Source organism: Cognatilysobacter bugurensis (assembly GCF_014652095.1).
GTDB classification, from domain to species: domain Bacteria; phylum Pseudomonadota; class Gammaproteobacteria; order Xanthomonadales; family Xanthomonadaceae; genus Cognatilysobacter; species Cognatilysobacter bugurensis.
The window spans coordinates 1,553,303-1,574,518 of sequence record NZ_BMYD01000001.1; the positions used below are offsets into that span (position 1 = coordinate 1,553,303).

Genomic DNA, 21,216 nt, shown 5'->3' on the forward strand with positions numbered 1-21,216 from the left:
CCGCGGCGGCGCGTCAACCCGCTGACGCACGGCTGGTCGGTCGCCGCAAGCGCGCTGCTGGGCCACGCCGCCTGCGCCCGTCGCTGCGCCGCAGGTTTCAGATCGCTCGGAAAGCGCCGTTAAACCGAGATAGCTGCAGGCCGTCGGACTTGGGCACAGAAGTTGCCTGAGGGTAGCAAAGGCCTGCGCTGAACGTGGGCCTGAGCCCGCCCAGTGGAGTGCAGCACCCGTGACCATCAGAACCGCCGCGCTCGCCATCTCGGTGCTTTCCGTCTCGCTGGCGGCGTGCGCCCAAGGCGGCCCGGTCCGGTCCACCCAGCACCTCGACACGAGTGACCTGCCGCGCACGGCCGCCGGCGCACCGCCTCCGGTGGTCAGCCCCTCCATGCGCCTGCCGCCACCGGTTGCACGCGGTCCGGTCGAGCTCTACAGCGTGGTGGTCAATCGCGTGCCGGTGAGCGAGCTGCTGTTCGCGCTGGCCCGCGACGCGAAGCTCAATGTCGATGTGCATCCAGGCATCGAGGGGCTGGTGACGCTCAATGCGATCGACCAGACCCTGCCGCAGATCCTCGAGCGCGTGCAGCGCCAGGCGGACATCCGCTACACGCTGGAAGGCAACTCGCTCAGCGTGGTGCCCGACCGCCCGTTCACGCGCACCTACCGCGTGGATTACCTGCACATGGAGCGCGATACCACCGGCTCCATCTCCATCGCCACTCAGGTCGCCACCACCGGTGGCACGTCGTCGAGCCAGGGCGCCGGCAACAACTCGTCCACCCAGATCGCGAGCACCACCAACCATCGCTACTGGCAGTCGCTCACGCAGGCAGTGGGCCAGCTGCTCGGCGTGTTGGATGCCAAGGGCGCCGTCAGGCCCGCCGCCGTGCTGCCCGCGGCCGCCGTGGCTGTGGGCACGGCTCCGGAGACCGTCGCGCCCCTGTCCCCCGAGGCCGCTGCGAGCAACGCGCCCGCCGTCATCGCGCAGCCGGAAGCCGGCCTGCTCATCGTGCGCGGCACCGCCCGCCAGCATGCGCAGGTTGCGGACTTCCTCGACCGTTCGGTCACCTCCGCGCGTCGCCAGGTGATGATCGAAGCCACCGTCGTCGAAGTGCAGCTGTCGAACGAGTACCAGCAGGGCATCGACTGGCAGGCACTGCGCCTCGGCAGCACCTCGCTCGGCTTCACCGTGCAGCCCGGCCCGGGCACCGGCACCCTGTCGGGCGGCACGCCGATGAGCGGCCAAGTGCCGGTGATGGGCGTGCTGGAGTTCGCCAAGTCGCTTGCCGGCATCGACATCTCCGGCGCGCTGAAGCTGCTCGAATCGTTCGGAAGCACGCAGGTGCTGTCGAGCCCGAAGGTCAGCGTGCTCAACAACCAGACCGCGCTCATCAAGGTCGTCGACAACCTCGTCTACTTCACGTTGAAGGCGGACTACACACCGCCCACGACCACCACGCCCGCGGTGTTCAGCATCAACTCGACGCCGAACACGGTGCCGGTCGGTTTCCTCATGAACGTGACGCCGCAGGTGGGCGAGGACGGCGAGGTCATCATGAACCTGCGCCCGACGATCTCGCGGCTCACGCGCTATGTCGAAGATCCGGGCGTAGCGCTGACGCTCGCGGTCGCGCGCCAGTCCGGCGCGGACGTGCCCGACATCAGGAGCCAGGTGCCGGAGATCCAGACGCGCGAGATGGAGTCCGTCATCAAGGTGCGTGACGGCCAGATCGCCGTGCTCGGCGGCCTGATGCGCGACCACACCGAGAACGGCGAGGACGGCGTGCCCGGCGTGAGCCGCGTGCCCGGTGTCGGCAACCTGTTCAAGTACAAGTCGCGCAAGCGGGAAAAGAGCGAGCTGGTGATCTTCCTGCGCCCGATCGTGGTGAAGAACGCGAGCCTCCAGGGCGACTACCGCAACTTCCGCGATCAGTTGCCGGACGGTGAGTTCCAGCCGTCTGCGATGTCGCTGCCGGCGCCGCGCGATCCACAGTCCTCGCAGCCCGCGGCAGCGCCTGCGAAGGTGAACTGACACACCCATGAGCATCCTTCTCGAAGCCCTGAAGAAGGCCGAAGCGCGCAAGCGCGAAGCCGCGGCGGCCGCATCCGCTCCGTGCGATGTCGCGCGCCCGTCCGCTGCCGCCGTGATCGCGCTGGCCGGAAAGGCGTCGTCCTCGCGCACGAGCGCATCGCCGGAAGGCGACGATGCAATGCGCAACGACGCGCAGGAGCCGGGCGTTGCAACACAGCCCGCTGGCGACACCGGGCTCGCATCACTTCCCGAACTGCTGCCGCTGTCGGCGTTGGACTTCGCGGCGACACCGGCGACCGCGCCCGCGTTCTTGCCGGTGTCGCTCGACAGCGCCCTGAGCCTTGCGCCGGTTGACGACGCGTCGCCGCTCGCGGTGCGGGTCACGCACGCTGCACCGGGTGCGTTCGCGTCGGCGGCTGCGCTGTCGCTGGAGCCCCTCGCGCTTGCACCGATGGAGCCTGAGCCCGCGGCGGGGGCTGCGTCGTCCGTGGAGACGACGGAACGTGGCGCGGACGAGAGCACATCCAGCGCGGCGGACGACGTCCACCCAACTGCGCACGCGCGGGATGACAGCGCATGCCCTCTGCCCGCAGCAGAGGCGACATCCACGCCGACGTTCGATGCGACCGCCGTAGACGCATCGCCATCGGCTGCACCCCAAATACCCGACGCGCCGGCGCCCGCCGAGCCTGCGCCTTCCATTGCAGCAGCGCCTGTCGCAGCCGCGGGGTCGATGGCCAACCCGACGCCCTCCTCGCCTGCCCCCGTTGCAGAGGCACCGCGTGCAGTGGCCGAGCCGGCGTCACCGCCTCCGTCTGCAAGCCCCCAGGGAGCCGCAGCGCCTGCGAACGCGTCTGCCGCACCCACCGCACCTGCGACCATCCCCGACGCTGGTACTGCCGCCGCTGCGAAGGCGACGGTTGCCAAGTCCGCAAAGCTTGCGTTGCCCCACATACCCCGCCGCGTCGCCTATGCCGCAATGGCGGTCGTCGTCGCCGGCGCGCTCGGTGGCGGTGCGTACTGGTTGCATCTCATGGGCGTGCCGCCGTTCGGCACGACGCCGTCGATGGTGGCACTGGTCCCGCCACCGTCCAGCATGCCGGCCGCGCCGGCAGCCCCGGCGCTGGATGTCGCTGTGGACGGCACGCCCGCCACCGCGCCGGGCACACCCGCGCCCGCGGAGCCGTCGCCGGCCACGCCCGCGGCCGATATCGCACCGCCTGCGCCGCAGGCACCGCCCGCGATGCCGACTGTCGCACCCGCCCTCATGGCCCCCGCGCCGGAGGCGGCACCGAGTCTGCCGACCAGCGGCACGCTGGACGCGCCGCAGGAGCCCCGACCCGCGCGCTCCGCGCTGGAAACGCCCGTGGACGAGTTGGACCTGCGTCCCGAGCCGCTCCGTGTGCAGCGCCGCAACTCACCCTCACACCTGCTCGCCGGCTACGCCGCGCTCCAGGCCGGGCGCATCGATGATGCGGAAGCCGCGTACCGCGCCGCGCTGTCCGCGCAGCCGGGCGAACTCGACGCGCTGCTCGGCCTCGCAGTAATCGCCGAAACGCGTGGCGACACCGTCAACGCGGAGCAGCTCTACCGCCGCGTGCTCGCGCAGCAGCCGGAGCATCCGCAGGCGGTGGCCGGACTGCTGGCCGTGTCCGGCTCGACGCATGCGGACGATGAAGCCTCACTGCGGCAGACGTTGTCGGGCAATCCCGATGCGGTCTCGCTGCACGCCGCCCTCGGCGCGCGCATGGCGGCCCAGGGCCGCTGGACCGATGCGCAGTCGGCGTACTTCGAAGCGCACTCGCGAGAGCCGGGCAACGCCGACCACGTCTACAACCTCGCCGTCGCCCTGGACCAGCTGCAGCAGCCTCGCCTGGCTGCCGATCACTACCGCCGTGCACTCGGCATGACCGATGGCGCTGCGCGCTTCGACCGCAATGCCGCAAGCGCACGCCTGGACGCCCTGACCACCGCGGGAGCCGACGCGCCATGAGTGGCAAGCCCCGCCTCGGCGATCTGCTGGTCGATCGCGGCCTCATCAGCGCCGACCAGCTCAAGATCGCCCTGCTCGAACAGCGTCGACAGGGCAAGCAGCTCGGCGAGACGCTTGTCAGCATCGGGTTCCTGACCGAGGACACGCTGCGCGAAGCGCTGTCGGAAAAACTCGGCAACGACAGCATCAACCTGTCCGGCATCCTCGTCGACGGCCATGCCCTCGCGCTGGTGCCGAAGGATCTCGCACGTCGCCATACGCTGTTCCCCGTTTCCTACGAGGTCGCCACGGGTGAACTCGTCATCGCAGTCAGCGATACGCAGAACATCATCGCGATCGACCAGGTGCGCGCGCACCTCGGCAGCCGCGCGACGCCGGTGTGGCGCCTCGCGGCCATCGGTGAAATCCAGCGTGCCATCGAGACCTACTACGGCCACACGCTGTCGATCGACGGCATCCTCAACGAAATCGAAACCGGCCAGGCCGATGCAGCGCAGCTGTCCGCGGAAAACGCGGGCGAATACAGCCACCCGGTCGTGCGTCTCGTCGATGCACTGCTGACCGACGGTGTACTGATCGGCGCATCGGATCTGCACTTCGAGCCCGAGCCGCAATTCCTGCGAATCCGCTACCGCGTCGACGGCGTGATGCGCCAGGTGCGCGCGCTTCACCGCCGCTACTGGCCGGCAATGCTCGTGCGTCTGAAGATCCTGGCGGGCATGAACATCGCGGAGAACCGCGCGCCGCAGGACGGCCGCATCTCCACGACGCTCGCAGGGCGCGAGATCGACTTCCGCGCCGCCGCGCATCCGACCGCGCACGGCGAGAACTTCGTGCTGCGCGTGCTCGACCGCAAGCGCGGCATCGTGCACCTGGACAAGATCGGCCTGGCGCCGGACCAGCTCGACACCATCAAGCTGATGCTCGCGCGTCCGGAAGGCATGTTCCTCGTCACCGGCCCGACGGGCTCGGGCAAGACCACCACGTTGTACTCGATCCTCAATTACCGCAACAGCGAGCAGGTCAACATCATGACCCTCGAGGATCCGGTCGAGTACACGATGCCGGTGATCCGCCAGAGCGCGGTCGGTGCCGGCACCAAGATGAACTTCGCCGAAGGCGTCCGCTCGCTGATGCGACAGGACCCGGACATCATCCTCGTCGGCGAGGTGCGTGACCGCGAGACCGCCGAGATGGCGTTCCGCGCGGCGATGACGGGCCATCAGGTCTTCTCGACGCTGCACTCGAACTCCGCACTGCGCGCGATCCCGCGCCTGTTCGACCTGGGCGTGCCGCCCGAGGTCATGAGCGGCAACCTCATCGGCATCGTCGCCCAGCGCCTCATCCGTCGCCTGTGCGCCGCCTGCTGTCAGGAGCGCGTCGCCGACCCGCTGGAAACGCAGTTGCTCGGGCTCGAACCCGACCAGCCGGTCAAGCACGCGGTCGGCTGCGAAGTCTGCAGTTTCAGCGGCTATCGCGGACGCGTTGCAATCGTGGAGGTCATCCGCTTCGACGATGTGCTCGATGAACTGATGGCGCGCCGCGCGAGCCTGCGCGAGTTCGAAGCAGCGGCGCTTGCGTCGGGCTTCAGGTCGCTCGCGCACGACGGCCTGCGCTACGCGCGCGAGGGCGTCACGACACTCGAGGAAGTTTCGCGTGTCGTCGACATCACGAGCCTGGTGTCGCTGTGAGCCTGTACCGCTACCGTGCGCTCGACACCGAAGGCCGCGTCGTCAAGGGCGAAAGCGATGCGAACAGCCCCGACGAACTCGAGGGCCGCCTCGGGCGACTCGGGCTGTCGCTGCTCGTCGCCAAGCCGGTCAAGCCCGGACTGACATCATCGATGTCGCGCCAGAAGATGGATCGGCGCGCGCTGATCGATTTCTTCTTCCACCTCGAATCCCTGCTGCGCGCCGGCGTACCGCTGCTGGAAACGCTGGTCGATCTGCGCGACTCGAGCGAAGTGCCTGCGGTGCGGTCGATGGTCGGCGATCTGGTGGATCGCATCGAGACCGGCACGCCGTTTTCCGATGCACTCGCCTGCCACCCCGACGTGTTCAACAAGCTGCTCGTGGGCCTGGTCCGCACGGGCGAGATCACCGGCAACCTGCCGGACGTGCTGCGCGAGATCACCGCCAACCTCAAGTGGCAGGACGAGCTGTCGTCGCAGACGCGCAAGGCGCTGATGTATCCGACGTTCGTGGCGGTCGTCGTCACGTCGGTCGTGTTCTTCCTGATGATCTACCTCGTGCCGCAGCTGGTGCAGTTCCTGCAGAACATGAAGCAGGAAATGCCGATCCAGACGCGCGTGCTCATTGCGGTGTCATCGTTCATCGTCGCGTGGTGGGCGGCGATCCTCGGATTTCCCGTGGTCGCCGGCATCGGCCTGAAGGTCGGGCTGGACCGCAGTGCGGACCTGCGCCGCAAGCGTGACCACTTCATCCTGAAGATCCCCGTTCTCGGGGACATCCTGCGCAAGATCGCGCTCGCACGCTTCGCGAACACGTTCGCGCTCATGTACGGCGCGGGCATCCCGGTGATGGACGCGCTGCAGCACTGCGAGGAAGCCACCGGCAACATCGCGGTCACCGAAGCGATGCAGCGCGCACGCACGCTGATCGGCCAGGGCATCCCGATCTCGCAGGCATTCGAGGCCAGTGCGGCATTCCCGCCATTGGTGCTGCGCATGCTCAAGATCGGCGAGCACACCGGCCGCCTCGACGAAGCGCTGCGCAATGTCAGTTACTTCTACTCGCGTGACGTCAACGAGGGCATCGGGAAGTTGCAGTCGATGATCGAGCCGATGCTCACCGTCGTCATGGGCGGCCTGCTCGGCTGGATCATGGTCGCGGTGCTCGGCCCCGTGTACGACACCATCTCCAACCTGCCGATGTGATGCCCATGCACGTGCTCTATCTCAGCGCGCAGCAGTTGCTCCGGCTCGGCAAGGACGGGGCGCTTCATCCGGTGGATCCCGCGTCAATGCGCGGCGATGTCGCGGTGGTTGCGGATTTCATCGAAACGACGATCACCCGCGTCACGGTGCCGCAGGCGAAGGGTCTCGATGCGCGGCGCGTGCTCGAGCGACGCGTCGCGCAGGAATTCCGCGACACGGATTACCGCCTTGGCGTGCGCCTGGGCAAGTCCGACAAGGCCGGGCACGACGAGGTGCTTGCCATCGGCATTGGCGCGCAGAAGACGCTCGACGCGGCCCTCGCCACCGGTCTGGAACACGGGCTGCGCGTGCGCGCGGTCTGGATCCCCGCGATGCTCGTTGCCGAACTGGTGCGGCGCGCGAAAGGGCTGCCGGACCACGTGCTCGTGCTGCTCGCAACGCCGTCGGGCGTGCGGCAGGTCATCGTGAGCCGCGGAAAGGTGCTGCTGGGCCGGCTGATCCCGGGCGATGCGGAGTCGTTCACCGTCGAGCACCTGATGACGGAAGTCGACCGCACCGTGCAGTTCGTGCGCAACAGTCGCCTGTTGCCGCGCGAGGAAACGCTGGGCGTGCTCTGCTGGGGGCTGACGCAGCCACGCGACGCGATCGCCGCGGCGTTGCCGCGCGGCATGGAAGTCGTCGGCATGCCAGCGATCCGCGGCATCGCGCCGCCCGAGACCGGCGGCCTGCCCGCCGTCATGGCCGCGGCAACGCGGGTGGCACCAAAACTCCAGCTGGCACCGCTGCGCGTTCGGATCCATCACCTGGGCCGTCGCTGGCGGCAGGGGATGTATGCCACAACCGCCGCCGGCCTGCTCGTGATCGGCGCGATGTGGATGCCGCTGAAGTCGGAAACGCGCGAGCTCAACGAGCAGGCGAACGCGACCCGGCGCCACGCCGCGCAGGTGCAGGCCCCGCTCGACGCGCTGCAGGCGAAGATCGCCGAACGCAACATTCCGCTTGCGGTCGCCGCGACCGCGCTCGGGCTGCACACCACGCGCCTTGCGTCCACCGAACGGTTCGCGCGCGAGGCCGAAGAGCTCTCCGCCGTGCTCACCGAGGCGCAGGGCGTGGAAATCATCGCGCTGAAATGGCGGGAGGAGCCGCCCACGTCCGCGCAGGCGAGCAGCTGCAAGGATCCGGCAACGGTGGTCACGCTGGAAGCGCACCTGGCCGCCGACGTGCCGCAGGCCGAGCGCGAAGTGCGCCTGAAGATGTTCGAGGAGACCCTCGGCTCCGGCCCGTACTGGACGGTGCTGCCCTCGCAGGCGATCAACAACACCCAGACGCTCTCGTCGGAGGGCCTCGAGGCGCAGCTCTCCGCGCCGGTCGCGTACTGCCTCGGGAGGAAGCCGCGATGATGGCCACCTGGCGCGCGCTGCTCGCTTCGGGGGAACGCAAGCGCATGTTCGTCACCATCGGCGTCTGCCTCGCGCTGCTGATCGTGGGCTGGGCCGTGCTGTCGTCGGCGCGCACCACGAAGGCCGAGGCGCAGAAGCAGCTGGGCGCCGCCAAGAGCGCCGCGTCGACGATCGAAACGCGAGCGGCGGATCTCGGCCCGCTGATTCGCGATCCCGACGCGGTCGTGCGCCTGCACGATGAGCTCCGCGACACCGGGCTCGTGGGCGAAGCCGACCGGCCGCGCTGGATCGCAGCGCTGCGCCAGTCGCTGCACGGTGGGCCCTGGCTGCGGACACGCTATCTGCTTGCAGGCAGCGAGACCGTCGCCGTGCCGGAGGCCGCGCAGCAATGGATCGACCTGCTCGGTGAGGTCGCGCCCACCCTTCGCGGACAACCGCTGACCCTCACGCTGGAAGGCACGCACGAGGGCGAAGTGCTCGATGTGCTCCAGCGCCTGCGCCAGTCGCGCGCGGGCGGCTTTGAACTGCTCGACTGCGACCTGCGACGACGCAAGGACGCACTCGGCCTCGATGCCACCTGCACGCTGCGCTGGCTGAGCCTGTATCCGGCGCCGCTTCCGGAGATGGCGCCATTGGCCGGTGCGCCGCCGGGCGCGGGGCCAGGGGCAAAGGGGGCGGCACCATGATCCGCCACTGCATTCGCTTCGGGCTGCTGGCGCTGATGGTGTTGGCGTTCGACGCACCGGCCGCCACCCCGCTGGGCCCGCTCGTTCTGACCCCCGAGGAGCGCCACGCCCTCGCGGTCGCGCGCCTGCGCAGCAAGGAAGGCGAGGCGACGGCCGCCGCGGCAGAGGTGTACGTCCCACGGTGGATCACGCTCAAGGGCGTCACGCGCCGCCCCGGTCGCGGCGACCTCGCCTGGCTCGGGGACACCGCCGTCATCGACGGGCAGCAGTGGGGCCCCTACCGCGTCCAGATCCGAGGCGCGCGGGTTTTCCTGCTGGCCGATGACGGGCACGTCATGCAGCTGAGTGTCGGCACGGCATTCGAGCCGCGCCTGCGCGAGGTGCAGACCGCCCCAGGCGTGCAGGTCCGGAGGCGCCGGTGACGCGGCGCCGCGCCCCCGCGTCGCCGCGCGCGTCGCGAGGCGCGGCGCTCATCGTGCTCGTGGTGGTCGTGCTGTCGATCATCACCGGCCTGCTGCTGTCGCAATTGCTGGAAATCGACCCGCGGGTGGAATCGCGCAACCGGTCCAGCCGCACACTCGCGATCGCACGCGACGCCCTGCTGGGCCACGCCGGCGCGCGCTACTGCAGCGCGTCACCGCCGCCCGCCCAGTTGCTGCCCTGCCCCGCGGCCGACGACACCGGCACCGCGCAGGCCACCTGCACCGCGCCCCTGTCCGGCCCGCTGCCCTGGCTGACCCTCGGCCTGCCGCCGGAACGCGACCACGAAGCACGCGTTCCCACCTACACGCTGTCGAGCGGCACAGGCGCGACGGTCACTGCCGGCCAGACCGAAGACGTGCAGACCCTCACGTTCGCGCTCGATCTCGCGGCGCTGGCGGTCCGCTGCCCGGCGCCGGCACCGCCACCCGAAGACCCGCCGCCGCCACCGCCGGAAAATCCGCCGCCTCCGGAGAGCCCGCCACCTCCGCCTCCCGAGAACCCACCTCCGCCACCTCCACCGCCGCCGCCCCCACCACCTCCGCCCCCGCCCCCGCCGCCGCCGAATCCGATATGCCAGACACCCGCCAACACGCTGCTGTCGTACGTGAATCCGAACAGCAAGAACAACGGCTGCCGGCTGTCGGGTGGCTCAATCCGGGCGGAGTGCCAGACGGCGTACAACCAGATCCAGACGTGGACCTGCCCGGCCGAATGCAAGACGGCCGCCACGGCCTTCCTCACGCCGCCATGCATCAACAGCCTCAACGCGACCGAGTGCGACGCCGCGATCGCCGAACTCAGGCAGTGCGGCCTATGAGGCGCCAGCGCGGGTTCTCGCTGCTGGAAGTGGCCGTCGTGCTGGTGATCATGAGCCTGGTGCTGGGCGGGCTGCTGCTCACGATGGGCAACTACCAGCAGTACCAGCGCAGCTCGCAGACCCGGCGCGAACTGGCCGCTGCGCGCGATGCGGTGATCGGATTCGCGGCCACGCGGGGCCGCCTGCCCTGTCCGGCCGACCCGGGCGGCAACGGCCTCGAGCGCGCGCCGACGGCCAGCGGCTGCACCACCGGGCAGTTCGGCGAACTGCCGTGGGCGACGCTGGGCCTGCCACGCGGCGATGCCTGGGGCATGCCCGTCGGCTATGCGGTGTCGGCCGAATTCGCCCGCAACGCGTCGGGCGGCACCTTCGCCAGCTGTCCGTCAGGACAGCCGACGACCGCACCCACCAACGCCGTCTTTGCACTGTGCAGCGCCGGCACGCTGGGGGCGCGCGACATCGCAAACCAAGTCGTCGGCCAGCAGCTTCCGGCCGTGTTCTGGTCGGGAGGCCCCAATGGCCTCGGCACCGGGGTTGCGGAGACCGAGAACCGGGACGACGACGTGGACTTCGTTGCCGACACGCCGACCGACACCTTCGACGACCTGGTCGAGTGGGTGCCGCCCACCGTGCTCGCGAACCGCATGGTGCAGGCCGGGCGCCTGCCATGAGGATGGGTCCGCCCCTGTGGCGCACGTGGCTGCTGGGCGCCGCGCTCCTGGTCACCTTGGCGGCCTTCATCTTCCTCGCCGTACCCGGCTCGGTGCCGATGCACGACGCGCTCGACCGCGCGGTGACGGGCGTCTTGCTCGCCATCGGGGGCGCCGCACTGCTGACGGTCTGGCTGTACACGCGCCCGTGACCGCCCCCCCTTTGTGGCGGCAGTCACAAATGCGGAAAAACCACGTAAACGGCCCTTGGGTCCGGGCATTCCGTGCCGTTGATCTATTTCGAACCTTCATCACACAGGACCGAGCACATGCGTCGCCAACCGTCATTCCGCCGCTCGCAGGGCGGCTTCACCCTCGTCGAAATCGCAGTGGTCCTGGTGATCGTCGGCCTGCTCCTCGGCGCGGTGCTCAAGGGCCAGGAACTGATCGAGAACAGCCGCGTGCGCAGCGCCGTCAACGACATCACCGGCATTCGCGCGTCCACCTACGGTTACCTTGACCGCTACCGCGCCACCCCGGGCGACGACGCGCGCATCGCCGGCCGCGGTGACACGTGGACCGGGCAGACCGCCGGCAACGGCAACAACATGATCGGCGCGGCGAATGCCGATCCGTTCCAGCCCGTCGGCGAAAACCTGCAGTTCTTCCAGCACCTGCGCGCGGCCGGCTTCCTCACCGGTGACGCCGCGGCGGCCACCCTGCCCATGAACGGCTTCGGCGGCCTGGTCGGCGTCTCCACGCTCACCACTGCCCTCGGCAACATGAACAGCCGCGCCATCTGCGTCAGCCAGGCGCCGGGCAAGGCCGCGATCGCCATGGACAACCAGATGGACGACGGCGTGCCGAACACCGGCAGCGTCCGCGCCACCGAAGGCTCCGCCGGCATGGACACCGCGCCGGGCGCGGTTGCCACCGCCTACAACGAAGCCGGCGTGTACACCCTCTGCACCCAGCTGTAATCGCGTCACATCGCTGCCCGGCGCAGCGCTGCGTAATGCCTGCACGCCCCGCCACCGCGCGGGGCGTGTGCTTTTGGGGCCGCCGCCGCCGTTCCCGCGGGCCCGGCCGCTATAATTTGCGGCCTTCCCCGACGATCCGCCGCGCCGAACGCGCGTCGCCGCCATGTCCGACGTTTCCCTGCAGGCGCTGCGCCGCCGCACCTTCGCGATCGTGTCCCACCCCGACGCCGGCAAGACCACGCTGACCGAAAAGCTGCTGCTGTTCGGCGGCGCGATCCAGATGGCGGGCTCGGTCAAGGGACGCAAGGCCGCGCGCCATGCGACCTCCGACTGGATGGCGCTCGAAAAGGAGCGCGGCATCTCGGTGACGAGCTCGGTGATGCAGTTCCCCTACGAGGGCCGCATCGTCAACCTGCTCGACACGCCGGGCCACGCCGACTTCGGCGAGGACACCTACCGCGTGCTCACCGCGGTCGACAGCGCGTTGATGGTCATCGACGTCGCCAAGGGCGTCGAGGAACGCACGATCAAGCTCATGGAGGTCTGCCGCCTGCGCGACACGCCGATCATGACCTTCATCAACAAGCTCGATCGCGAGGGCAAGAGCCCGATCGACCTGCTCGATGAAGTCGAAAGCGTGCTGAAGATCCAGTGCGCGCCGATCACGTGGCCGATCGGCATGGGCCAGCGCCTCAAGGGCGTCGTGCACCTGCTCACCGGCGAGGTGCACCTGTACGAGCAGGGCCGCAACTTCACACGACAGGATTCGACGATCTTTCCGTCGGTCGACGATCCCGCGCTGGCCGAGCGCATCGGCGCGGCGATGCTGCAGGAGCTGCGCGACGAGCTTGAACTGGTCGAGGGCGCGTCGAACCCGTTCGACAAGGACGCCTACCTGCGCGGCGAACAGACGCCGGTGTTCTTCGGCTCGGCCGTCAATAACTTCGGCGTGCAGCTGCTGCTGGACTTTTTCGTCGAACACGCCCCGTCGCCGAAGCCGCGGGCGACGACCTCGCGCGAGGTGCAGCCGACCGAGAACAAACTCTCGGGCTTCGTGTTCAAGATCCAGGCGAACATGGACCCCCAGCACCGCGACCGCGTTGCGTTCATGCGCGTGTGCTCGGGCGAGTTCAAGGCCGGCATGAAGGCGTTCCACCCGCGCACGGGCAAGGAGGTCAAGCTCGCGAACGCGCTGACGTTCATGGCGAGCGACCGCGAGATCGCCGAAAGCGCGTACCCGGGCGACGTGATCGGCATCCACAACCACGGCACGATCTCGATCGGCGACTCGTTCACCGAGGGCGAGGTGCTGGGCTTCACCGGCATTCCGAACTTCGCGCCCGAGCTGTTCCGCCGCGCCCGCCTGCGCGACCCGCTCAAGCTCAAGCAGCTGCAGAAAGGTCTTGCGCAGCTCAGCGAAGAAGGCGCGACGCAGTTCTTCAAGCCGCTGATGAGCAACGATCTGATCCTCGGCGCGGTGGGCGTGCTGCAGTTCGACGTCGTCGCCTACCGGCTCAAGGACGAATACGGCGTCGAGGCCTCGTTCGAGCAGGTCAGCGTCGCCACCGCACGCTGGGTGTACTGCGACAACGCGAAGAAGCTCGAGGAGTTCCGCGACAAGAACGCGCAGAACCTTGCAGTCGATGCAGCCGGACAGCTCGTCTATCTCGCCCCCACGCGCGTCAACCTGCAGCTCGCGCAGGAGCGGGCGCCCGAGGTGCAGTTCCGCGCCACGCGCGAGCACGCGCAGACGGTCGCGCTCGACTGACGATTGCCCGTTGCCCGCCGACGGCAGCCGCGTCGAGCGCGGCAGTCGCGTGCCGCGCGCAGTAAACGGGCCGCACTGAAGCGGCACGCCGCGGCTGAGGCATCTTCGGCCGCGGTCGACGTCCTTCCAGGGCGGATGGGCTATCGCGCATCGACGCAGCGTCGCCGCGATTGGCGGACCTCGTCTTCGCTGCACCTCCGCCGGCATGTCGCCGCGCTCAAGCGTCGCGCTTCGCAGCGATCCCACGTGCCGCGCGTTCAATGGCAGATGCGATCGGATCGGCCGGCGTGTTGATGGCGACGCACCGCGACTCGCTGTCCCGTCCATGACCGTACGGTAGGATTCGGCCGCCCTCCCAGCCGAGATGCCCGTGTCCACGCCTGCCCGCGCCACTGAGCACCACCGCGATTTCGAAGAGATGGCGAACGCCCTGACGCACGGTGTCGCGGCCGTTGCCGCCCTCGTGGGCGGTTCGGTGCTGATCACGCGCGCGGCGATGCACGGAGATCCGTGGCAACTGACCGGCGCGGTCGTCTTCGGTGCGTGCCTGTTGCTGCTCTACCTCGCGTCCACGCTCTATCACGCGGCCAAGCAGCCGGCGACGAAAGCGCGCATGAAGGTGCTGGACCACTGCGCGATCTACCTGCTCATCGCCGGCACCTACACCCCGTTTACGCTGGTCGCGCTGCGCGGGCCATGGGGCTGGGGCCTGTTCGCCGCGGTGTGGACGCTCGCAATTGCCGGCGTGGTGTTCAAGCTGTTCTTCACCGGCCGCTTCCGACTGCTGTCCACTGCGCTGTACGTTGCGATGGGCTGGATCGTGCTCATCGCGTTGCGCCCCTTGCTGGCCGCGGTCGACAACTGGACGTTCGGCTGGCTGCTCGCCGGGGGCGTGCTCTACACGCTCGGCACCGTGTTCTATCACCGCCCGTCGCTGCCGTACTCGCACGCGGTCTGGCACCTGTTCGTCGTCGGCGGCAGTGTGTGCCACTACATCGCGGTCGCGGCGCAGGTGCTTCCGCGCTGAATCGGGCGCAACGGGTTCACCGCGGCTTGATCGGGCGATGCCGAACGTGTCGGCGTCCACCCGAGAACCGCCATGGCCGCACGCGCTATCCCCGTTGAGCCTTGCGATCGGCGGCCTGCGTCTCGGGCTCCGTTTCGACGCACCGTGCCGTGGCTCCCCAACGTCGCAGCGGCCGTGTCGACCGCAGTCCGACTACGGGACGTCGCCCCATGACGCCCCACGCGCGCGAGCGATTCGCCCTTGCCTCCCAGCGCATCCGCCGTCACCCGGTCGCCGCGATCGCAGGCGCTCTGCTCATCGCCCTGGTCGTGCTCGTCGCGATCTGGGATTGGAACTGGTTCAAGGGCCCGCTCGAGCGCGCCGTCGAGCGGCGCACCGGCCGCACGTTCGAGATCGGCGGCCGCCTCAACGTCGACCTCGGCGGCGTAGTCACGGTCAGCGGCGAGCAGCTGCGCTTCGGCAACGCGCCCTGGGCCCGCGAGCCGCTTATGGCGAGTGCCGAGCGTGCCGAAATCGGCATCGCGTTCTGGCCGCTGTTGCGCGGCGACGTTGAGATCCCGCTGGTCCGGCTGGACCGGCCGCGGCTCAATCTGGAGGTCGGCCCGAAGCGGCTGGGCAACTGGCGCTTCGGTGAGGAGGAAGGCGGCGACGGCCCGCAGTTCCGGCGTGTGCACATCGACGCCGGCCGCCTGCAGTTTCTCGATGCTGCACAGAACACCGACTTCGACATCCGCATCGCAAGCGCGCCGAACTCGACACCGGGCGCGTCCCCAATCGCGCTTCAAGGCGGCGGCCGCTGGGAAGGCAACCGGTTCGAGATCGAAGGCAACGCGCAGTCGCCGCTTGCCTTGCGCGATCGCGAGGCGCCGTACCGCATCGACCTGCGGGCCCGAGCGGGTGACACGCGCGCGCATGCCCGCGGCACCCTGCTCGATCCGCTGCGCTTGCAGGGCTTCGACCTGCAGTTCGCATTGCGCGGCGACACCCTTGCCGACCTCTATCCCTTGCTCGGCCTCTCACTGCCGCCAACCCCACCGTACCGCCTCGACGGCCGTCTGCGACGCGCCGGCACCTCATGGCGCTACGACGGCTTCACCGGGACGGTCGGCGACAGCGACCTCGCCGGCAGCGCGCGCGTCGAGACCGGCCGCGCGCGTCCACTGCTGCAAGCGGACCTGACGTCGACGCGGCTGGACTTCGACGATCTCGCCGGCTTCGTCGGTGGCACGCCCCGTCAGGGTGATGCGCCCGCCACCGCGACGCGCACCAACGGCCGCGTGCTGCCGGACCGCCCCTACCGCCCCGACAAGCTGCGCGCGATGGACGCGGACGTGCGCCTGCGCGCGAAACGCGTCAACGCGCCCCGGCTGCCGCTCGGCAACATGGACGCGCACCTGACGTTGAACGACGGCGTGCTCGTGCTCGACCCGCTGAACTTCGGCGTCGCCGGCGGCAACATCCGCGCGACGATCCGGATGGACGCCCGCGCGTCGACGCTCCGCACGCAGGCGCGCATCGCCGCCCGCGGCCTCGACCTCGACCGTTTGCTGCCCGACATCGAGCGCGCGCGCAAGGCAGTCGGACTCGTCGGCGGCGAGGTCGCACTGCAGGGGGAAGGCAACTCGGTCGCGCAAATGCTCGCGACCGCCGACGGCGACGTCGCGATCGGCATGGGCCGCGGCCAGGTCAGCAACCTGATGATCGAACTCGCCGGGCTGGACGTGGCCGAGGCACTGAAATTCCTGCTGACGGAAGACCGCCGCGTGCCGGTGCGCTGCGCATTCGGCGATTTCGCCGTCGCCGACGGGGTGATGACCGCGCGCACGTTCGCGTTCGACACCACCGACACGATCATCCTCGGCGAAGGCCGCATCGACCTGCGCAACGAGACGCTCGATCTGCGGCTGCGCCCGCGCCCGAAGGACCGCAGCCTATTCTCGTTCCGCTCCCCGCTGATCGTCGACGGCCGCTTCGCCGACCCGGACATCCGGCCCGACATGAAGCGCGTCGGGCTGCGCGCGGCGCTCGCGATTGCGCTCGGCACCATCGCCCCGCCGGCCGCGCTGCTTGCGACGCTCGAACTCGGGCCAGGCGGAAACGCCGATTGCGGCGGGCGCTACGCGCGGTAAGCGCGAGTGTCAGCTCGCGATGTAGCGCTGGAGCTGGTCGAGTTCGACCTGCTGGTCCTCGATCACCGCTTTCACCAGATCGCCGATCGACACCACGCCGATCACCTGTCCGTCCTGCATGACCGGCAGATGGCGCACGCGGCGCCCGGTCACCGTGCGCATACAATCGTCGACAGTGTCCAGCGGCCCGACCGTGATCACCTGCTCGGACATCACCGCGCGCACCGGCGTATCGCGCGACGAGCGGCCCTGCAACACGACCTTGCGCGCGTAATCGCGCTCGCTGATGAGCCCGACCAGCTGCCCGCCCTCCATGACGAGCAACGCGCCGATGCCGTGCTCGGCCATCGTGCGGATCGCATCCAGGACGGGCGCATCGGGCCCGATCGAGTGGATCTCAGGCGTTTTCGCCTGCAGGACCTGGTGCACGCTGCGCATGATCGCGACCTCCGCTGGGGACGGTCTTCGAGCATACGCCGGTCGCCGGGAGCCACTCGTCGATGAGGTAGATCGGGCGCTGCTTGGACTCCTCGTAGAGGCGGCCGAGGTACTCACCGATCAACCCGAGCGCGATGAGCTGCACGCCGCCGAGGAACAGGATCACCGACATCATGGTCGGGTAACCGGCCACCGGGTCGCCCCAGAGCATCGCCTTCACCACGACCCACGCGCCGAATGCGAACGCGACCGCGGCGGTCATCAATCCGAGGTACATGGCAAGCCGGAGCGGCGCGGTCGAAAAGCTCGTGATTCCTTCAAGCGCGAAGTTCCACAGCCGCCAGAAGTCGAACTTGCTTGCGCCCGCCACGCGCGATCCGCGGTGGTACGCAATCGACGTGCGATTGAAGCCCACCCAGCCGAACAGCCCCTTCATGAAGCGGTGCCGTTCGCGCAACTGGCGCAAGGCCGCGAGCGCCCGCGGCGACAGCAAGCGGAAATCGCCGGTGTCGGCGGGGATCGGCGTCTTCGACAGGCGTCCGATCACGCGATAGAACGCATGCGCCGTGCTGCGCTTGAGCCAGCCCTCACCCTCGCGCTCGAGCCGCGTGCCATGCACATCGTCGAAGCCCGCGCGCCACTGTTCGACAAACGCACCGATGAGCTCCGGCGGGTCCTGGCCATCGGCATCGAGGATCAGCGCGGCGCCGTCGTCGATCCGGTCGAGCCCCGCCGTCAGCGCAGCCTCCTTGCCGAAGTTGCGCGACAGCCGCAACAGCGCCACGCGCGGATCGTGCGCGAAGCCGCCCAGCACGCGCCAGGTGTCGTCGCGGCTGCCGTCGTCGACGTAGAGCACCCGCCCGTCGACGCCATCGAGCGCTTCGAGTGCGGCGAGGATCCGCGGGTGCAGCAGCGGCAGGCTGTCGGCCTCGTTGTAGGCGGCAACGACGACGGTGAGGCGGTCTCGGCTCATGCGTGCATGGTACGGCGGCGCAGCCAGTACGACCGCGTCAGTCGAGCGTGCGCAGGTACGACGCGCCGCCGATCTGCCGCATCTGCCGCTGGATCGCGCGCGTGCGCCGCTTCACATAAGGACCAGGCCGGGCGGCGCTGTAGCGCTTCGGGCTCGGCAGCACCGCCGCCAGGCGCGCGGCCTGCGACGCACTGAGCCGCGATGCGTCGCGATCGAAGTAGGTCTGCCCCGCCGCTTGCGCGCCGTAGACGCCGTCGCCGAACTCCGCCACGTTCGTGTAGACCTCCAAGATGCGCTTCTTCGGCCACAGCGCCTCGATCAGCACCGTGTACCAGGCCTCGATGCCCTTGCGGACCCAGCTCCGCCCGCTCCACAGGAACAGGTTCTTCGCCGTCTGTTGCGTGATCGTGCTGGCGCCGCGCACCTTGCGCCCGCGCGCATTGGCCTTGCGCGCCTTCTCGATCGCGTCGAGGTCGAACCCGAAATGCTCCGCGAACCGCTGGTCCTCCGCCGCCACGAGCGCCACCGGCACGTGCGCGGCCATGTCATCGAGATCGCGCCAGTCGTAGGCGACCCGGAAGCCGAGGTCGCCCGCGCGCCACGCATCCAGCACGCGGATCACCATGAAGGACGAGAACGGCGGGTCGATGAAGCGCAGCGCAAGCACCTGGACCACCGTCAGAAGCACCAAGAACAGCGGCACGCCGAGCAGCCACCGGCGCCACCGCACGCGCCGCCGCGGCTTCGCATTGGCCGCGGTCATGCGGCCCCACCGGCGGGGGCGTTCCGTCGCTTGAGTCTGACCCCGATCATCCCCATCTGCGTGCACTCCCCTTTGAAAGCAGGCGCATTATGGCAATGCGCCTGCCCGCCTTGAGCCTGACGATGACCGACACCGCCTCGAACGACCGCCTGACCCGCTTCCTCATCGAAGGCGCCGGCGTGCGCGGTGTGCACGTGCGGCTCGACGACACGTGGCAGCAGATTCGCGCCCGCGCCGACTGCCCAGCGTCAGCGGCGTCCTGGCTCGGCCAAGCCGCCGCGGCCAGCGCACTGTTCACCGGTCACGCGAAGGTCGACGGCCGCCTGTCCGTGCAGCTGCGTGGCCAAGGCACGCTGCGCACGTTGTTTGCGGAATGCACCGCAGCCGGCACATTGCGCGGCATCGTGCAGCTGGCCGAAGACGGCGGAGAGGTCGAGCAGGAGCTGTCCGCCCTGCACGATGCCGTCCTCGCGATCACGATCGAGAACCCGATGCGCGGCGGTCGCGACCCCGTCCGCTACCAGGGGCTCGTCGCGCTCGACTCCGACACCCTCGCGGGCGCATTCGAGGACTATTTCGTGCGCTCTGAGCAGTTGCCCACGCGACTGCTGCTCGCGGCCGACGAGAACCGGGCCGTTGGCCTCATGCTGCAGAAGCTGCCGGGCGATGAGGGCGACGCCGACGGCTGGCACCGCACCTCGGCCCTGTTCGACACGCTCGCCACCGACGAGTTGCTTGCGGTCCCGGTGGAGGAACTTACGCACCGGCTGTTCCACGAGGACGGCGCACGCCTGCTCGACGATCGCCCCTTGAGCTTCGCGTGCTCGTGTTCGCGCAGCCGCGTCGAATCGATGCTGGTCTCGCTCGGCGCCGAGGAAGCGCGTGCTGCGGTGCAGGACGATGGACTCGCCCAGGTGCGCTGCGAGTTCTGCGGCGAGAACTACCGCTTCGACGCGGCGCAGATCGAGACGTTGTTCTCTCAGGCCGACACGGAATTGCCCCCGCCGAATCGCCTGCAATGAGCAGTCACGCACTTTTCATTGATTGTTAAATAAACATAAACGGTCTACAGTTCCGGCCACGCCCTCTGCGGAACTCTCGCAGCGCTTCCTTGTCGTAGGCAGTCCATGAACCTGCTCGCCCGACTCCCTCTGGCTCTCCTGCTCGCTCTCGGCATGGCCGCGAGCGCGAATGCGCAATCGGCTGCCAAGAACCGCGATGCGGCGGTGTTGCCGGTGTGGAACCAGGCCAGCGGCAAGGTCGAAGCAGTCCTGCTGCTCGAGCCGACGAACGCGCGTGCGGCGAACGGCAAGTGGAAGCTCGGCAACCAGACGCTCGACGCGTCGTTCGGCGTCGACGGCGGTAACGGCCTGGGGCTCGTGTGCGACCGCAAGAACGGCGTCGCCAGCGGTATTGGCAGCCTGATCGACCACTGCCTCGTCGCGTCGCTCGATCCCGAATCCAGTCGCCAGGGCAGCGCCGGCGCAAGTCTCGGCCGCAACGGCAACCGCATGGGCCTGTCCGTTGCGAGCGCCCGTGAGCAGCTCCCGGGCTGGCTCAGCCCGACCCATGGCCCGGCGCGCGCGAACCAGAACTCACTGACCGTATACGGCCAGAAGAACCTCGGCCGCGAGGCCACGGTCTCGATCGGCGGCACCTGGGCACGGGCCCGGCTTGTCCCCGCATCCGACATGCCCGCCGCCGTGACGGATCGCTGGACCAGCAAGAGCTTCGCCGTCGGCGCCGGCCTCGGTGCATTCGGCGCGAACGTCGTCGGTCGCGTCATCGACACCCCGGCCCAGCCCGGCGACTTCCGCGGCCTAGACCTCGGCCTGACCTGGCGCACGCCGTGGAGCGGTCAGCTCACCGTCGGCGCCGAGAACGTCGTCACACGCGGCAAAAACCCGTTCGCGCCTGGCAGCAGCGCGGATGACGACGGCACCGTGCCGTATGTCAGGTACGAGCAGGATCTTTAGCTAGACATGCCTGCTAGATCGGCGCTCGGCGTCGCTTGGGCTCACGCTTTGCCTCAGCGTTGACGCTGCCCGTTCAGCGGCGCACGTTTCCTGGCCAGGGAGCACCGCACTCCTCTTCGGTCACCCTGCGCCGCTCGCCACTGCCTGCGCGCCAAAGCGGTGAGCAGCGCCCGCTCTTCTCGAAGCCACTGGCGTCGCGGCGGCGGCA

General features: G+C 69.4%; 19 protein-coding genes. 16 read left to right on the plus strand and 3 right to left on the minus strand.

Annotated elements, in window-relative coordinates:
* Nucleotides 1–229: 229 nt before the first annotated feature.
* The 14 genes from mshL (at nucleotide 230) to IE075_RS07110 (ending at nucleotide 16,858) form a co-directional block, all read left to right on the plus strand.
* On the plus strand, nucleotides 230–2,029 hold the full coding sequence (gene mshL / locus IE075_RS07045) for a pilus (MSHA type) biogenesis protein MshL (protein WP_189454613.1): 1,800 nt from the start codon (nucleotides 230–232) through the stop codon (nucleotides 2,027–2,029).
* 7 nt (nucleotides 2,030–2,036) lie between these two features.
* Nucleotides 2,037–4,022: a tetratricopeptide repeat protein gene (locus IE075_RS07050; protein ID WP_189454615.1), complete on the plus strand. Its 1,986-nt coding sequence runs from the start codon at nucleotides 2,037–2,039 to the stop codon at nucleotides 4,020–4,022.
* Nucleotides 4,019–5,713 carry a GspE/PulE family protein gene (locus IE075_RS07055; RefSeq protein ID WP_189454617.1) on the plus strand — a complete coding sequence of 565 codons (1,695 nt, stop codon included), beginning with the start codon at nucleotides 4,019–4,021 and terminating at the stop codon, nucleotides 5,711–5,713. The genes IE075_RS07050 and IE075_RS07055 overlap by 4 nt, the downstream gene beginning before the upstream one ends.
* A complete protein-coding gene (locus IE075_RS07060) occupies nucleotides 5,710–6,918 on the plus strand; it encodes a type II secretion system F family protein (RefSeq protein ID WP_189454619.1) in 1,209 nt (402 codons plus the stop codon). The genes IE075_RS07055 and IE075_RS07060 overlap by 4 nt, the downstream gene beginning before the upstream one ends.
* Nucleotides 6,918–8,318, plus strand: a complete 1,401-nt coding sequence (locus tag IE075_RS07065; RefSeq protein WP_189454621.1) for a hypothetical protein — start codon at nucleotides 6,918–6,920, stop codon at nucleotides 8,316–8,318. The genes IE075_RS07060 and IE075_RS07065 overlap by 1 nt, the downstream gene beginning before the upstream one ends.
* Nucleotides 8,315–9,004: a hypothetical protein gene (locus IE075_RS07070; protein WP_189454623.1), complete on the plus strand. Its 690-nt coding sequence runs from the start codon at nucleotides 8,315–8,317 to the stop codon at nucleotides 9,002–9,004. The genes IE075_RS07065 and IE075_RS07070 overlap by 4 nt, the downstream gene beginning before the upstream one ends.
* Complete coding sequence (locus IE075_RS07075; RefSeq protein WP_189454626.1) at nucleotides 9,001–9,426, plus strand: hypothetical protein; 426 nt, start codon at nucleotides 9,001–9,003, stop codon at nucleotides 9,424–9,426. Before IE075_RS07070 ends, IE075_RS07075 begins: the two co-directional genes overlap by 4 nt.
* 53 nt (nucleotides 9,427–9,479) lie before the next feature.
* Nucleotides 9,480–10,304, plus strand: coding sequence for a hypothetical protein (locus IE075_RS07080; RefSeq protein WP_189454628.1), 825 nt, complete (start codon nucleotides 9,480–9,482; stop codon nucleotides 10,302–10,304).
* Entirely contained in the window at nucleotides 10,301–10,975 is a 675-nt protein-coding gene (locus IE075_RS07085; RefSeq protein ID WP_189454630.1) for a type II secretion system protein, read from the plus strand. The genes IE075_RS07080 and IE075_RS07085 overlap by 4 nt, the downstream gene beginning before the upstream one ends.
* A gap of 2 nt (nucleotides 10,976–10,977) precedes the next feature.
* Nucleotides 10,978–11,166, plus strand: coding sequence for a hypothetical protein (locus IE075_RS07090; protein WP_189454632.1), 189 nt, complete (start codon nucleotides 10,978–10,980; stop codon nucleotides 11,164–11,166).
* A 117-nt stretch (nucleotides 11,167–11,283) separates the two neighbouring features.
* On the plus strand, nucleotides 11,284–11,934 hold the full coding sequence (locus tag IE075_RS07095) for a prepilin-type N-terminal cleavage/methylation domain-containing protein (protein WP_189454634.1): 651 nt from the start codon (nucleotides 11,284–11,286) through the stop codon (nucleotides 11,932–11,934).
* A gap of 163 nt (nucleotides 11,935–12,097) precedes the next feature.
* Entirely contained in the window at nucleotides 12,098–13,702 is a 1,605-nt protein-coding gene (locus IE075_RS07100; RefSeq protein ID WP_189454636.1) for a peptide chain release factor 3, read from the plus strand.
* Nucleotides 13,703–14,066: 364 nt separating this feature from the next.
* Nucleotides 14,067–14,729: a PAQR family membrane homeostasis protein TrhA gene (gene trhA, locus IE075_RS07105; RefSeq protein WP_189454637.1), complete on the plus strand. Its 663-nt coding sequence runs from the start codon at nucleotides 14,067–14,069 to the stop codon at nucleotides 14,727–14,729.
* Nucleotides 14,730–14,938: 209 nt separating this feature from the next.
* Nucleotides 14,939–16,858: an AsmA family protein gene (locus tag IE075_RS07110; protein WP_189454639.1), complete on the plus strand. Its 1,920-nt coding sequence runs from the start codon at nucleotides 14,939–14,941 to the stop codon at nucleotides 16,856–16,858.
* 9 nt (nucleotides 16,859–16,867) lie between these two features.
* Here the strand turns inward: IE075_RS07110 and IE075_RS07115 are convergent, their stop codons facing one another.
* From IE075_RS07115 to mtgA, 3 genes are read right to left on the minus strand one after another with little or no spacing between them, the layout of a single operon-like run.
* Nucleotides 16,868–17,296 (minus strand): CBS domain-containing protein, encoded by a 429-nt coding sequence (locus IE075_RS07115; protein ID WP_189454641.1) that lies wholly within the window; start codon nucleotides 17,294–17,296, stop codon nucleotides 16,868–16,870.
* The gene (locus IE075_RS07120) at nucleotides 17,256–18,269 is read right to left on the minus strand and encodes a glycosyltransferase family 2 protein (RefSeq protein ID WP_189454643.1); all 1,014 of its coding nucleotides are present in this window, start codon (nucleotides 18,267–18,269) and stop codon (nucleotides 17,256–17,258) included. Before IE075_RS07120 ends, IE075_RS07115 begins: the two co-directional genes overlap by 41 nt.
* A 37-nt stretch (nucleotides 18,270–18,306) precedes the next feature.
* Nucleotides 18,307–19,032 carry a monofunctional biosynthetic peptidoglycan transglycosylase gene (gene mtgA, locus IE075_RS07125; protein ID WP_189454646.1) on the minus strand — a complete coding sequence of 242 codons (726 nt, stop codon included), beginning with the start codon at nucleotides 19,030–19,032 and terminating at the stop codon, nucleotides 18,307–18,309.
* 122 nt (nucleotides 19,033–19,154) lie between these two features.
* Here mtgA and hslO point away from each other — a divergent pair, with 122 nt between their 5' ends.
* Nucleotides 19,155–20,054 carry an Hsp33 family molecular chaperone HslO gene (hslO, locus tag IE075_RS07130; protein ID WP_189454881.1) on the plus strand — a complete coding sequence of 300 codons (900 nt, stop codon included), beginning with the start codon at nucleotides 19,155–19,157 and terminating at the stop codon, nucleotides 20,052–20,054.
* Nucleotides 20,055–20,159: 105 nt separating this feature from the next.
* Entirely contained in the window at nucleotides 20,160–21,008 is an 849-nt protein-coding gene (locus tag IE075_RS07135) for an XOO1806 family protein (RefSeq protein WP_189454648.1), read from the plus strand.
* Nucleotides 21,009–21,216: the final 208 nt, after the last annotated feature.